Annotated in this window: 15 protein-coding genes; all 15 read left to right on the top strand. The window is 55.4% G+C overall.

Features of this window, described 5'->3' with window-relative positions; all coding sequences use genetic code 11:
- Positions 1–295: 295 nt before the first annotated feature.
- The 15 genes from BWQ92_RS18125 (at position 296) to BWQ92_RS18060 (ending at position 14,419) form a co-directional block, all read left to right on the top strand.
- Complete coding sequence (locus BWQ92_RS18125; RefSeq protein WP_076801837.1) at positions 296–817, top strand: hypothetical protein; 522 nt, start codon at positions 296–298, stop codon at positions 815–817.
- Entirely contained in the window at positions 814–972 is a 159-nt protein-coding gene (locus tag BWQ92_RS23640; RefSeq protein ID WP_157365199.1) for a hypothetical protein, read from the top strand. The genes BWQ92_RS18125 and BWQ92_RS23640 overlap by 4 nt, the downstream gene beginning before the upstream one ends.
- A gap of 248 nt (positions 973–1,220) precedes the next feature.
- Complete coding sequence (locus BWQ92_RS18120) at positions 1,221–2,672, top strand: AAA family ATPase (protein ID WP_076801835.1); 1,452 nt, start codon at positions 1,221–1,223, stop codon at positions 2,670–2,672.
- 180 nt (positions 2,673–2,852) lie between these two features.
- Positions 2,853–3,068: a hypothetical protein gene (locus BWQ92_RS18115; RefSeq protein ID WP_076801833.1), complete on the top strand. Its 216-nt coding sequence runs from the start codon at positions 2,853–2,855 to the stop codon at positions 3,066–3,068.
- A gap of 99 nt (positions 3,069–3,167) precedes the next feature.
- On the top strand, positions 3,168–4,076 hold the full coding sequence (locus BWQ92_RS18110; protein WP_076801830.1) for a hypothetical protein: 909 nt from the start codon (positions 3,168–3,170) through the stop codon (positions 4,074–4,076).
- Positions 4,077–4,305: 229 nt separating this feature from the next.
- A complete protein-coding gene (locus BWQ92_RS18105; RefSeq protein ID WP_083706358.1) occupies positions 4,306–4,740 on the top strand; it encodes an HNH endonuclease signature motif containing protein in 435 nt (144 codons plus the stop codon).
- Entirely contained in the window at positions 4,737–6,083 is a 1,347-nt protein-coding gene (locus BWQ92_RS18100; protein ID WP_157365198.1) for a phage terminase large subunit family protein, read from the top strand. The genes BWQ92_RS18105 and BWQ92_RS18100 overlap by 4 nt, the downstream gene beginning before the upstream one ends.
- 118 nt (positions 6,084–6,201) lie before the next feature.
- Complete coding sequence (locus BWQ92_RS18095; RefSeq protein WP_083706357.1) at positions 6,202–7,356, top strand: phage portal protein; 1,155 nt, start codon at positions 6,202–6,204, stop codon at positions 7,354–7,356.
- Positions 7,349–8,944, top strand: coding sequence for a hypothetical protein (locus tag BWQ92_RS18090; RefSeq protein WP_076801821.1), 1,596 nt, complete (start codon positions 7,349–7,351; stop codon positions 8,942–8,944). The genes BWQ92_RS18095 and BWQ92_RS18090 overlap by 8 nt, the downstream gene beginning before the upstream one ends.
- Before the next feature lie 29 nt (positions 8,945–8,973).
- On the top strand, positions 8,974–9,294 hold the full coding sequence (locus tag BWQ92_RS18085; protein ID WP_076801818.1) for a hypothetical protein: 321 nt from the start codon (positions 8,974–8,976) through the stop codon (positions 9,292–9,294).
- On the top strand, positions 9,294–9,701 hold the full coding sequence (locus tag BWQ92_RS18080) for a hypothetical protein (RefSeq protein ID WP_076801816.1): 408 nt from the start codon (positions 9,294–9,296) through the stop codon (positions 9,699–9,701). The genes BWQ92_RS18085 and BWQ92_RS18080 overlap by 1 nt, the downstream gene beginning before the upstream one ends.
- Complete coding sequence (locus BWQ92_RS18075; protein WP_157365197.1) at positions 9,698–10,102, top strand: hypothetical protein; 405 nt, start codon at positions 9,698–9,700, stop codon at positions 10,100–10,102. Before BWQ92_RS18080 ends, BWQ92_RS18075 begins: the two co-directional genes overlap by 4 nt.
- Before the next feature lie 505 nt (positions 10,103–10,607).
- On the top strand, positions 10,608–12,518 hold the full coding sequence (locus BWQ92_RS18070; protein ID WP_076801812.1) for a hypothetical protein: 1,911 nt from the start codon (positions 10,608–10,610) through the stop codon (positions 12,516–12,518).
- Positions 12,518–13,267, top strand: a complete 750-nt coding sequence (locus tag BWQ92_RS18065) for a hypothetical protein (RefSeq protein ID WP_076801809.1) — start codon at positions 12,518–12,520, stop codon at positions 13,265–13,267. Before BWQ92_RS18070 ends, BWQ92_RS18065 begins: the two co-directional genes overlap by 1 nt.
- Positions 13,268–14,419 carry a hypothetical protein gene (locus BWQ92_RS18060; protein WP_076801806.1) on the top strand — a complete coding sequence of 384 codons (1,152 nt, stop codon included), beginning with the start codon at positions 13,268–13,270 and terminating at the stop codon, positions 14,417–14,419.
- The last annotated feature ends 3 nt before the right edge of the window (positions 14,420–14,422 follow it).

Genomic DNA, 14,422 nt, shown 5'->3' with positions numbered 1-14,422 from the left:
TTCCGCACGGGTCTTGACAGGGAGTCAAAACACCAGTACACTACGCAACCCCCATTTTTGACGTGGTATACTGGTAGCACAAAGCAAGCAATAAAGCAACCACCTAACGAAGGAAATTTTTATGCCACGAAGCCCTCGAACCCCCCGCGACTACTCCCGAGCAATCTACGGACTTCACGGACCTGATGGAGTGGTGCGCTACATCGGCCAATGCAGGTACGTTCCCGAGAGACTTGCCCTACACAAGTACCGATGCAGGCAGGGCACTCATGACCACCTACCCGTCTATGAATGGATGAGGGAGATTGGGCCGGAGAACGTCAAGGCAATCGCCCTAGAGAAGCTGGACACGGATGACGCGGCCTATGCCGACCAGCGCGAAGACCACTACCGAAAGCAGCACACATCCGCACAGCCGAAGGTGCCGCTTCTGACTCGCAAGGGACAACAGCCCAAGGGCAGGCTCTCCCACCGCTACGGAATGACCCTCACGGCGGAGCAAAAGGCGGCAATGAGTGCAGGCAGGGCAGCAGCCCGAGCAGCACGCACCGAACAGGAAACCGAAGCCCTTACAGAGCGCCGCAGACAGAGCGCTAAAGAACACTGGAAGCAACTTCCCGATGCAGTCAAGAAGGCTCAGAAGGAAAGAGCCTCACAAGGGCAGAAATTGTGGTTTGCCACAGCCCCCAAGGAAGAAGTTCACCGCCGCCAAAGCAAAGGACCACACGTCCGCTACCACGCTAACGGCGGGAAGTTTAATCCGGAGTGCTACTGGTGCCAGCAATCAGAAATCGAACTAGAGAAAGTAAGCGCATGATCAGTCTTGAAGAATCACTTAGAAGGGTCCGTGACCTTGAAGCCCGCTACGCAAAGAAGATGGCGGCTCAAGTAGCCGCCGATAACAGGTTTACACGAATGCGGGAGGAAGAGCCTGAAACGGTGACCCCGCTTTGGGATCTTGTGGAGAAATAGAAATGCCCCGCAAACCAAAACGACAGGCGCGGGGCACTTCATGCAAAACAATAAGAGCAAAGACCTAACAACCACGATAAGCCTCAACAGAGGAAGGAGGAAAGGAATGACATAAAAACCTCAATCTCTATACCTAAGTTTACCATAAATGGACAAGGTGTAGTTGAAGGCCTCAGGCCAAGGACAAAGACAAAATGACAGAAAGGTCCATATGGACAACACATCTAAACTGAATTGGAAATATACGAATGGAAACAACAACCGCACCTAACGCCGTCCAGATCCCGGCACGATTCGATGAGACGGCACCGCGTGCCAACCCTTGGGAAAAGACTCCCGAACAGCTCACCGCAGAGAACTACGAACTAAAGACCCTCGTCCGTGAGGCAGGCCTCATGACAAAGGACGAGCTGGAAGCTAAAGCCGCTTACATGGCGCGTGACCTTGAAGACAAGGCAACCAAAATCTTCAACAAGCGCATTGAAGCCTCCGAGAAATTCCAGTCTTGGGAACTCGTTGAAGTTGAGCTAGCCAACAAGCGTGCACGTGAGGAAGCAAACCGCCGCTACAAGGTGGAGAACTCCGACGCTGACCTCTCCCTCTTCGATAGCTGCATGGACCTTCACACAGCGCTGACCATGCCCGAAGAGCCGATGGAATGGCGCGTGAAGCACCTCCTGATGGTTGGGCACATCACCACCGTCACAGCTCCCGCAAAGGCCGGTAAGACCGTCCTACAGGTCAACCGCGTCAAGTCCTACGTAGACGGCACTCCCCTATTCGGACGCTTCCCGGTAAAGCCTGTAGAAGGCAACGTAGCCGTCTGGAACTATGAGCTGATGCCGAACCAGATGCACGACTGGTTCCGCCGTGCACAGATCGTCAACCGCCACAAAATCTTCGTGATGAACATGCGCGGTGCAGGCCTCTTCATTCAGAACGAAGTGGTCCTAGAACGCGCTATCAAGTGGCTCCGAGACAACAAGATCGAAATCCTTGAGATTGATCCGCTACAGGCCGCATTCCTAGGCTCCGTGAACTCCGATGAGGACGCAGCGGACTACATCACAGCCCTTCAGAGGCTTCAGAAGGAATCCGGCGTCAAGGACATCATCCTGACAACGCACATGGGGCACGCTGGCAAGTCCAACGCAGAGTTTGAACGCTCCATCGGTTCGGCACGCTGGGAAGGCTTTCCGGACAATATGTGGATCTACAAACGTGAAGGCGATACCGCTTACCTCCGCATTGACAAGGGACGTATGGACCCCGTTCCGGAATTCGCTCTGACACGTGATCCGGCAACGAACATGCTGACTCACATGGGAGACAACTCCGGTCAGGAAGCATCCAAGGCAAATGATCTCTTCCGCGAGGTTATCCGCACATTGGCTGACGGCATCCAGAAGCTCAAGACAAAGGATGTTGTTGAGAAGATCGCTGGCTCAGCCACGAAGAAGAAGCAGGAAGTCCGCTCCATCCTCGAAGAGCTATCCGAATGGGGATTGCTGACCGAGGAAAACGTCAAGCAGGAATCCGGACAGAAGGCCGCAATGGTCCAGATGAATTCCTCAGGATGTGGACTCTTCCGAGCAATGATCGACAACAAGCGTCAGGTCTTCCGTCCTCTGGCCGTCTGGTCTGACGGAGATCCCGAACCACAATCCCCCCTCAAGGTCATCGTCCTCCAAGGGGTATAGGGGGATAAAGGGGGATAAAAGGGGGATATTTACTCCCCTCAAAGCAAGGGGGATAGGGGGATAAGCACGTATAGAAGATACGTGCACCTACCCCCCTTGAAGCCCCGGCTATGGAGCTTGACCAAAAAACAGCCCTATCCCCCTTGCAAGCAACAAACACTTACTTACGAAAGAAGCATCATGAAAGAAAACTACTGGAACGGCGAAGGCATGTACTGCTTTACCCGTAGCGGACAGGAACTCCCCACAGTCCTAGTGCCAGCGGACTACAAGGCCACTCTGGAACGCCTTGCGGAGAAGGACGCAGAACGCAGGCAGCAGCGCGCCAAAGGACCGAACTATACAGCGGAAGATATCGATGCCCGTTGCACGGAAGCAGAGGAACGCAATGCTTGAAATTCTACTAACCATCCTAGCCGTAGTGCTGGTGAAGGATCACGTTGACCGTCTGAAGAAGATGAGGGAAGAAGTCAGGAACTACGGAAAGAAGAAGGCATGAGCAACCGAACCGGAATTCTGAAGACTCAGCTTGCCAGCGCGGAACAGAGCGCAAACACCACAGAGAGAATCGTCCTGCATGAACTCAAGGTTCTTGCCACGCTGAAGACCGAGGAACAGGTTGCGATTCAAGAGGCCTCAATTCTCAGGAAGCTTCACAGGCTGGATGAACGTCAGGACGAGATTGACAGGATCGTCCGAGAGTTGAAGGAACTCGGTGAATATCAATACGCCGACTACTCGGAAGCCAAGTACATCTATAAAAGGCCGAAAGTTCAGAAGCCCAAAGCGGAACCGAAGAAGCCACGTAAGCCGCGCAAGGTCTACCCGATCAACTCCCCCACACCGGCGAAGCTGAAAGAGCGTCAGGCTCAGGCAGCAGCCGAGAAGAAAGCAGCACGTGAGGCCGAGCGCCAAACCAAAGCCGCTCAGAGGGCACAGGAAGCCGCTGAGAGGAAGGCGCAACGTGAGGCTGAGCGAGAAGCAGCAAGGCTGGAAAAGGCGCTGAGAAGGGCTGAGGAAGCCGCGATAAGGAAGGCCTCACCAAGGCCGCGAGTGGTGACGGAACTACCTTCGACAGCCAAAGCCCTCAACGATGCAAAGCACCGCGCTTATGACAATCAGAAACGTCTTGATAATCTCGACGCCACTATCGATAAGAGGCGAATTGATCTTGAGAGAAGGCTTGAAGAACGTAAGGCCTACCTAGCAAAGGTTGCCGACATCCCACAATCTGGACAAGGGGCACAGAAAAGGCACACGGCACGCACACTATTGCAGAATGTAGAGAATCAACTGGCGGAACTAGATGAGTATAAGGCGCAAAAGCAGAGGCGTATAACCGAGCTTATCGCAAGAGCTAATAACGATGTGATCCGCCTTGAGAAGGAATTGCAAATGCTATAATTGATAAAGGGCTAAGCCCCCGGAAATGGGGGTGATCCCTTGATTCCGATATCATTCACAGGCCTCCCGGCTTGGTACGTAATTCCGGTACTGCTTTGCTTCGTATTGATAGCGCTGATCTACCGGAATGAGGAATGACCACCTTACGGTCTGACGGCGGGGAAAGACCCGCAGCACAAAAGGTGCACACCGGAGCTGGACCGGATAAGTAGAACCCAGCAAAGACACAGTGACGCTGACCCGTAAGGGAGATACCACTGTGTCCGAAAACAAATGGGCTGGCCGTAAGGTCACCACTGCTAGAGCTAAGCTCACCCACCTACTCCCCTCCCCTTGCTACCGATGTGGCCGCACCATCACCGGAGATCCACAGATAGACGGAGACACATGGGATGTGGACCACGCAACTTCACGCGTTGAAGGTGGAGGCCATGACCTTCAGAACCTAGCGATTAGCCATAGCCTCTGCAACCGCAGGCACGGCGGCAAGCTTGGCAATCAGCGCAAGGCCAAGGCCAAAACAATTCGCATGATTGAATCCGAGCGCACCGTGAAGTTCTGGTCAGTCGCGGATCTGAAATCACTGATCCGAGTTTTCCAGCGAAGGCACGATAACCCTGCCGCCCGGCCGCTATCTTTTCTCTCACCGAAGGTCGCAGCGTGAGCGCCGCCGCGCTTAGAGGCGCTGAAATGCTTGGCTGGAAGCTCCACCCTCACCAGCTCGCACTAGCGAACCAGCTCGACAACCGCATTGAGACGAACGCTATTTGCTGGCCGCGTAGGGCTGGAAAGTCAACAATCCTTTGGGCGTACATCGTCGGCTTCGCTGACCTGAACGAAGACGCTGAAATCCTTGTAACAGCTCAGTCCGGAATGAAGAGCCGTGACCGCTACATGTCCGCTGCTCGTTTGCTGGACCGACACTGCCCGGAGGACGCCGGAGGACCGAGGATTCTTCGCGGAGCTTCAGACCTTTCGATGCACTTCCCTAACGGCTCCCGCATTCACTCCATCTCCCCTGACCCTGACAACTTCCGAGGCGACAGCGCCAGCATCATTCTCATTGACGAGATGCAGGCTCTTGACCCTGAGAGGACAGAGGACATCCGTCAGGGTGCCGCTCCCCTGTTCGACACGGTAGAAGACGGAATGTTCCTGCTAGCGGGTACTCCGGGCAGACAGAGGGCGGGCTGGTACTGGAACGCTCTTGAGGCAGGCCGTCAGGGAATGGCCGGACACTTCACTTCCGAATACGCAGCTCCGGAGCATGCAGACATTGAAGACGAAGCTATCTGGCTTGCCACTCATCCCGGTATCGGAACGCTGACGACGCTTGAGAAAATGCGCGCACGCCGAGCTGGTCTGACGACGCCGCAATGGAGCATGGAGTATATGGGCCAATGGCCCCCGGATCTGGTCACAAGAGCCCTTCCGGAAACGCTCTGGAAGGCCACTGCAAGCGCCCCTGAGGCTCCCCCGGAGAGTGATTGGGTACTCGGTTTCGACTGTGCAATCGACGGCTCTACAGCGTCTCTGACGGCTTCGTGGATTGATGCTGACGGTAAGGCAAGAATGCAGACAATGGACCACCGAGCCGGAACGAATTGGGTGGCCGGAGAGCTGGCAAAGGCGCTGAAGGAATACCCGAGGCTTGATATCGCGTATGACCCAATCGGCTTCAATGTTCAGGTTGCACAGGCTCTAGGCCGCATTCCCCGTACCAATACAAACCGTCTCCGTGCGCTGACGCTAAAGGAAGTCGGAGCCGGTGCCGCATTCATCTCACAATCACTCGCTGACGGAACACTGAAGCACTCCACATCGGCCTCTCTGGATACCGCAGCCGAGCACGTGTGTTGGAGATGGAGCGGTGAAACCCGTCTTTTTGGACGCAAAACAAGTACGGCTGATATCTCCGCACTTTGCGCTGGATCTGCCGCCCTCTTTATTGCTGCCGGAAAGCGCGAAAAACAGCCATACAAACGCCGTGAAGCAGTGCTTCTATAGCGAATCCATTCACCTAATGCCATTTCAGAAATGATATAATTAGATAAGTCAAGGCCGGCGACGGGTAGTTTTCCAAGTTCTCCCCCTCGCTGGTCTTGATCTAAATGACATTTCCGCAATGACATCCCCGGACGGTGGGAGCGGTAATCGTTCCCACCGTCCAACCAAACGACGCACAAGACAAAGACAACAGCAGTATCCGTTTGCCTTTTTCTTTGGAGTTAGTTTGGGAATTTTTAGCAAGAAGTCAGGTCTTCTCGACTTCGCTACTCAGAGCGCCTATTCGACTGAGCCGCTTGCTCAGTCCATCTGGTCACCCTCCACTCTTCAGAGCGTCCTCTTCCCAAACGCAGGCGGCAACACCACGCTTCCGGCCACTGTCGATGAAGCCATGGCTATCCCTGCCGTGTCTGCCGCTATCGGAATCTACAGCGGTATCACCAGCCGCTTCCCTCTAAGTGCCACAGAAGGCGCTGACTGGCTATCCAACACTCAGCCCGGAGCCGTCACACCACAGCTCCGCATTGCCGCAACAGTCCAAGACCTGATCTTTTTCAACGCTGCCGTTTGGTTTGTCTCCCGCGATTCTGAGGGCAACGTTGCCGATGCAATCCGAGTTCACCCGAACCGCTGGAGCATCGACGCAGAAGGTTCCGTACTCATCGACGGCAAGCCTTTCGATCAGAAAAACCTCATCTACATTGCCGGTCTAAAGCCTCAGGGCTTCCTTGCCGCTGGCCGCTACACAATCCGCCATGCTGCCGCCCTAGAGCAGACCATCCTTAACCGCTCGCTCACGCCTTCCCCGATCACGGTCATCAAGGAATTGCATCCGAACGAAGCCACCGACGAAGAGGTCACCAAAGCCCAAGAGGACTTCGCCAATTCCCGTCGTAACCCTAATGGCGGCGTCGTCATCGTTCCCTATGGCCTTGAAGTTGCGCCCTATGGCGGCGCTGACGAGAACAATCAGCTTCTTATTTCAGCCCGAATGGCTTGCAGGACTGACCTAGCAAACCACCTGAACATTTCTTCAGCAATGGTGGACGGCCTTACCGGCAATTCTGACCAATATACCAACGCCCTGCAATCAAAGTCGGAATTGCTTGAACTCAGTTTGAAGCTTTTCACTCAACCAATTGCTGACCGTCTTTCACAGGACGACGTAACCCCTCCCGGCGTAAAGGTGAATTTCGACTATTCCGAATACGAAGTGGTCACCGATGCAAAGGGAAATCTAGGCACTTCCACTGAAGGAAATATCGATGAGTAACACTATTCACGCTTACGGAGAGCTGCTAACAGCATCCGAAAATGACCGAATTCTCAGCTACAAACTACTGACTTTCAACGAATCAGGCCGCACAAACAAGGGAACGCTCACCGTTGCCAAGGATGTTCTCAAGGTTCCTGCTGATATTTCGCACCTTGTAGTCAACACAGAACACAAGGCAGACGCTCCTATCGGACGCTTCGTGACCCTTGAGCAGCGTGAGGACGCTCTTTACGCCACGGTCACTGTCTCCGATTTCGAGCGCGGCAACGAGGCCCTTCAGGCCGCACGCGCCGGAGAGCTGACAGGTATCTCCGTAGAGGTACGCAATCCCCTCATCCGCAACGGAAAGCTTCTGGACGGCGAACTTACCGGAGCTGCCCTCTGCAAGACTCCGGCTTTCCCTTCCTCGATGCTCATGGCCGCTGACGCCGGAGACATCGAAGCCAAGCTTGCCGCCCTACAGGACGCGCTCACCGCTCTTACTGAGTCGCTTGCTCCGGAATCCGAACCGGAAGCCGAAGCCGCAGACACAGAAGAACCCCAGTCCGAAGACACGGAGGCAGAACCCTTTGTGCCGGAGGACGAACGCAACAAACCCCTAAACGCCTCAGCCGGGGCAACCCAAATGAAAGAGGACGATATGTCTGAAACACCCGCTGCCCCGGCAGCTACCCTATTCGCTGCAAACGCCAGCACCGCTCCACAGGCATCCGCGCTTGAAGAGTTCTCCAACATGCTTGCCGAAGGTGCATCTCTCGGTGCCAGCGGCGCTCTTCACGCTGCCCTGACCGATATCACCAAGGCAAACAGCTACGACAAGACCGCTGTTCCTGCCTATGTTGGAGAGCTGTACCAGACCGGACGCAACTACACCCCGAAGTTCTCCGTCCTTCTCGGACAGAAGCCACTGACCGCAACCAAGATCAAGGGCTGGAAGTTCGATGTCCTGCCTAAGGTTGCCTACGATTACGCCGGATTCCCTGCTGAAATCGGCACCAACGCTCCGACCGTTGTTGAGGTTGAGACAACCGCTGCTCAGCTCGCCGGTGGTCACGCTATCGACCGTCTCACCCTGACCCTCAACGATGGTGGCTACGTCGCTGGCTACCTCCGCGAATGCGCTGACGACTTTGACCGCAAGCTTGACACTCTCGCACTGGACAAGATCAATTCCACCGCTGTAGCCGTTACCGGCGTTGGCGGTTCTGCCTACCACAAGCTTCTGAAGGGCGCTCAGCTCATTGCAGAAACCGGCACTCCACAGTGGGCAATCGTCGGCTCTGACCTCTGGATCGAAATTCTCGAAACAGTAGACGCCAACAAGCTTGCCCTGCTCTCCACATCCATCGGTCTTACTGAGGGTGCACTTGCAGGCTTCAAGCTCATCCCTGCTCCGCTCTCCCGCACAGACCTGAACGGCAAGGTAATCGTCGGTTCCTCCAAGGCGCTTGAGATGTACACCCTTCCCGGTGGTCCTGTCCGCGTCAACGCTGAAGACGTTTCCCGCAACGGTCAGCTAAACGGCGTTTGGGGCGCTTACGCATTCCTCGAACACGACAAGCGCGAGCTGGTCAAGGTTTCCTAATCAACTCTCACTAAAGAAAGGAGGGCGCTATGTGGAACATGGTGAAATCCCAAGCATTGGAGCTTTGGCCCGATGCAGAGCACATTGACGATGCTACCTATTTCGACATTATGGAAGCCGCCAATGCCCTGTGTGTTGCATATGCGCCCTCCCTTCCCGAGGGTGCCGAAATCCCTAAGGCATGGTATCTGGCCGAAATCCTCATGGCACGTGACCTTTGGTCAAAGATGTCAGGTGGGAATAACGAACAGATTGGTCCTGACGGCTACGCCATTCGACCTGCAAACCTTGAATGGCAGGCACGAAACCTGCTCAGGCCGAAGACTTCCCCACTGAAGAGGCTCCGCTAATGGCCGCATCTATTAGGGAACAAATCGCAGATCAGATCAAGGCTGATAATCCGAACTTCATGGTCAAGGCATTTCCCGCAGACTCCCCGGACAACTTGGGCAGGGATAAGGCTCAGGTATCCGTCTACAGAGAAACCTTGACCGCCAACGGAACCATGATGGAACACAAACTAGCCATTGAAATCATCACCGGTTATCGAGAGTCAAAGGAGGCTTCAGACCATCTAGAGGGAACTCTTGATTTGGTTCTAACTTCCATTGAACGCATTCCGGGAATCCTCTGGACTAGCGCAGACTACGTGATCTTTGACGAAAGGTTTCAGGGATACAAAGTCACCGTCACCGCAACCTCACCAAACGTTTACAAAAATATTGTTCGCACTGAACAGGAAGGAGTCACACCGTGACTTCAACACCGCTATTTCTAAAGGCCGCGAGTATCAAGATTGGCACCGTGGAATTTGGAGAACTCATTTCCAACGTCGTCCTAACCCCTACTACCCCAACTCTTGAATTCAAGGGAGTTTCCGGAAAGACCTTCCAGTCAACCGGCTCCGAGAGCTGGACCCTTCAGTTCGACTACGCGCAGGACTGGACCAACGCCGATTCCCTCGCTCTGAAGCTCTTCAACGATGCCGGTGATACCGAGTCCATCGTTATTGCTCCATACGGCGGAACTACCGGACCGAAGTTCACCGTCAACGCAACGCTTCTGGCCGGTGCCTTCGGTGGAGCTGTTGACGCTGCCGCTACATCCTCTGTGACACTCCCCGTCACCGGACGCCCGGTCTTCGCACCAGCGGTCTAAGAGCATGATTACCGCCAATGGGAGTGAACTACGTGCCGCTAAGCAGCGCTTCCGCAGCCTTCCAAGGGATCTCCAAAACGATCTGAGGAAGTACCAGCGTTCGGAGTCCACTCCCATTTGGCGAGAATCCATGCAGGCCAAGGCTGGAGCTACAAAGTTTTCGGAGCGCACGTTCCGAACCGGTAACCGCGTCAAGGCCGGAGCAGTCATCACGCTTGTAGCCGGTGGCTCCAACCGCAGGATGTCAGGCGGCGCAACAGCCGCACAGCTCATCCGAGCCGCTGAATTCGGCTCCAACCGTAGGGACTCCTACACGAGATACAACCGTGTCTCCCCCAAGGGGACACGCCACACCGTAACCCGCCGCACGTCGCGCCAGCTCCCGACGTTCCGCAGCAAGGGCTATGCCGTTTATCCGGCGTCGAAGCTGGCGATTAAACGCATTGCAAGTCTGCAAGTCCAGACAGTCACGAGACGCCTTCACGAGGCGATAGAGGGGTAATCCATGGCCGGAAACCGACCAATTGAAATCGTTGTTGACGCGAAAGTTGACGGCGTTCTCAAGGGTGCCCAAAACATGGCTGAGTCCATGGAGGACGTTGAGAAGTCCATAGACAACGTGGAGGACACGGCCAAGGACACCGGCAAAAGTCTAGAGCGCTCTCTGGACGACGCCGGAGACTCTGCCGGTGACGCCGGTAAGAAGATCGACCGTGATCTGACCGAAGCCCTCAAGAACGTTGAGGATCAGTCCAAGACTTCAGGGAAGGCAATCGGTAACAACGTCAAGGACGGCACAGACAGGGCCAAGGCTGGCTTCGATGAGCTGAAGGACGAAGCGAACTCCACAGCCAAGGAATCAGCCGCCAGCTTTGACGGCTCCGCTGAATCCATCGCTGACTCCTTCCAAGAAATCGCTGCTAACGCCTTTGCCGGTCTGGGTCCGGCTGCTGGTGCTGCCGGTCTGGCCGCTGCTGTTGGTATCGGTATCGCTATCTCCAAAATGCAGGAGTTGGCTGAAACCAACAACGAAGCCAAAGAGAAGATGGCTGATCTTGCGCGAGAGATTTACGAAACAGGCGGCGTCATGGACGAAGCCGCACTTGCCGACAAGATCAATGACATTGCCTTTGCCCTTGCCAGCGAAGACAACCCTTGGACGCCTTGGGCCAACGAAGCCAAGACCGGAATCGGCATGGTCAAGGAAGCTCTTGAAGGCGTTGAAGGCGTTTCTGCCAAGGACGTTTTCAAGGGTCTAGCCGGTGACCTTGAATCCGGTCAGCGTGCTTTCGATGACCTGACCGAATCCATTGAGAGAGACCGTGACGCGCTCAAGGACCACCAGTCCATGACCGTTGACGGAGCTGTCATCTATGACGAAGAAGGCGAACAGCTCAGGAAGTCCATCGAACGTCGTGAAGAGCTTCGAAAGAAGATCGAAGAAGAGTCTGGCGCTCACAAGGACGCTACCGGCGAAGTCCAGTATTACAAGGACGCAATGGGCGAATCCGCCGATGCTGTCCAGAAGCGCAAGGACAAAGAGGACGAACTTCTCAAGATCCAGCAGGACAGAATCGCAGCGGAAGAGAAGCTAGCCGGTGTTAACCGTGACGTACTCGAAAACGAGATCGAGTACAACCAGAAAATTGCCGAAACCGCCAAAGGCATTGCAGAGCGCGGCAAGGCTACCGACACCCTGACCGCAGCCGGACAGGCAAACAACCTTGCCCTTATCGATCTGACTGAAACCGGAGCTGACTACCTTCAGAGCCTCTACGATCAGGGCGCAAGCACCAAGACGCTTGCTACCGAAGTGGCAACCCTCCGTCAGAACTTCATCGATCAGGCCATAGCTGCCGGATACAGCAAGGATGAGGCAATCAAGCTTGCCGAGTCCTACGGTCTGGTCCCGCCCGAGGTCAAGACGAAGATCAAGGCTGAAGGCGGCGAAGAGGCTAAGAAGACCGTTGAGGACGCAGCTCAGGACAAGGACGCCAAGGTCAAGGTGACCGCTGAAGGCGTTCCTGAAACTCAAGGCAGCGTGGATAGCGTCACCGGCAAAGATGTCGGCGTCAACGTCTCCGACAACGGCACCGTGGGAGCCGTACAGGGCCGCGTGAACGCCATTGAAGGCCGCGACAACGTGTTTGTGGACGTGGACGACAACTACACCGTCAAGGCCGTTCAGGACCGCATCAACGCCATTCGTGGACGTGACGAAGTGAAGGTGGACGTAGACGACGTTTACACCGTCCGCGAAGTCCAGAAGCGCATTGACGGCATTCACGGCAAGGACGTGGACATCAACGTCAACCTCTCCAATCTCGGAGCCGTTCAGGAATCGCTGAGACAGCTCACACTCCCCCGCACCGCCTACGTCGATATTGTTCAACGCCCCGGAAAAGAAGTTCCCTAATGACCATTCTCAGACTCAACCCTGACGTAGCCACTACCTCAATCCTGCTGGAAGTCCTTTTGACTGCCTCCGTCACCCGCATTACGCGCACGGATGTAAACGGGACTCAGGACGTACGCATGACGCCCTACCAGCTCCCTTCCCCTGCCACCGGCAAGCTCATCGTCTCCGACTACGAAGCCGCCAACGGCGAAAACACGTACACCCTGTACACCGATTCCGGAACCGTCACCGGAACGGCCACGCTGACGCTTGACTCTCCATGGCTGCTGATTCCGCGCATGCCGAACTTCTCTGCCAAGGTCCAACAGATCACGGACTACTCATCCAGCCGCAAGAGCCTGTCAGTAGCCAACGAAGTCATCGGCAGGCCGGACCCTGTACTTGCTCTGGGACCAATGGGAACCCGTCAGGGACAGCTTGAGATTTGGATGCCGGACTACCAGTCAGCAGCGGCGCTTGAGGATGTCTTCAACCGTCAGGAAATCGCCATGCTGAAGCAGCCGGTTCCCAAGATGGACATGTTTTTCATCCCGGAGCAGACCGACATTGCCCCCTACACGCCGGAGGGCAAGGAAACACAGTTCCGATTCATCGTGAACTTCCGTGAGACGAAGCGCCCCACCGGCTCCCTACGCGGCGCTATCGGCTGGACGCTGGAAGAGCTTGCTTACTCGTTCCCCACGCTCAATGACGTAGCCATGGCCTACAGCTCGCTAGACAACTTGCTACTTCAAAGGGAGGGCTAAATGGTTGCTCTTAGAGACGTTCAGCCCTTTTCCGGTGACACCGTAGCCAAAGTCTCAGAGTCGGTCAGGCACTACTACACAGCCACAGCTCATCCGCTGGACGCGGAGCCGATCACCCTTGACGTACTGGACATCCAAATCAGGTTTGCCGAAAACCGTGCCCCGCACATTGAGGCTTACCTGACGTGCACCATTCCGGAGCTGCAAGCCGATATTGACGCCCTCGACGCCCGAATGGGAACCCGCGTGGAGATCGAGCTTGGGTACGATCTCGACTCCTTCAAGCGAGAGTCACACATCGTTGCTGACCTCATGATTTCGTCTTGCGAACTGGACTACTCCCGAGACGGTAAGTCCATGAGGATCACTGCCTACTCGGATGAGCTACGAGTCCAGTCTGAACCCCTTATCGGAGACGAAGTTTTCGATAAATCCGGTCTGGAAAACTTCGTGACATCCGTCTTGGGATCCAACGTCAACACCGTTGATCAGGTAGTTGATTCCCGCGTGCCGGAGCCGTATGGAGCCTCTGAGCTGTCCACCCTTGAAGTTCCGGAATTCGGAGACAACAAGTGGGACTTCATTGACGAAGCACAGCAGCGCACCGGCACATGGATCTATTGCGCCAACGGACGTGACTGGATCATCCAGCCCCGTCCTGAAGTTGCCACGACGCCGCACCACACGCTGACCACCGGTCCTGAGGGGACAGTAATCAGCGCACGAGTAAGCACTGACCGTGAACGCTTCTACAACGTCGTCATGCTCAAGTACACCTATACGCCTACCAAGGCAGCTCCAAACGCCCCGGCAGGCCTTCCCAAGACTGTTCTAGGTTCAGCCTTCATCTCCTACGGACCCTTCGACGTGACGAAAGTCGGCATGAAGGTCTACCAAGAGAAGTTTGAGATGAAGGTCACAACCGCGCAGGCCAAGGCCGCAGCGAGAGCCAAGCTGGCACGCCTTCTCAGTAAGGGCCACACCTACGACGTCACAGCCCTTGCCCTGTACTCCGTGCGCCCCGGACAAACCGTCAAAGTGAAGCTCTTTGGCACCGATCAGAACCTCCTAGTTCAGGCCGTCACCTTCACTCCCGGAACAGGCCTCATGGATCTCGTACTCCGCAAACCAGAACGAAACGAAATCGTCTAATCA

Source organism: Arthrobacter sp. QXT-31, from assembly GCF_001969265.1.
Lineage (GTDB): Bacteria > Actinomycetota > Actinomycetes > Actinomycetales > Micrococcaceae > Arthrobacter.
This window is presented reverse-complemented; position numbering and strand designations above follow the sequence as displayed.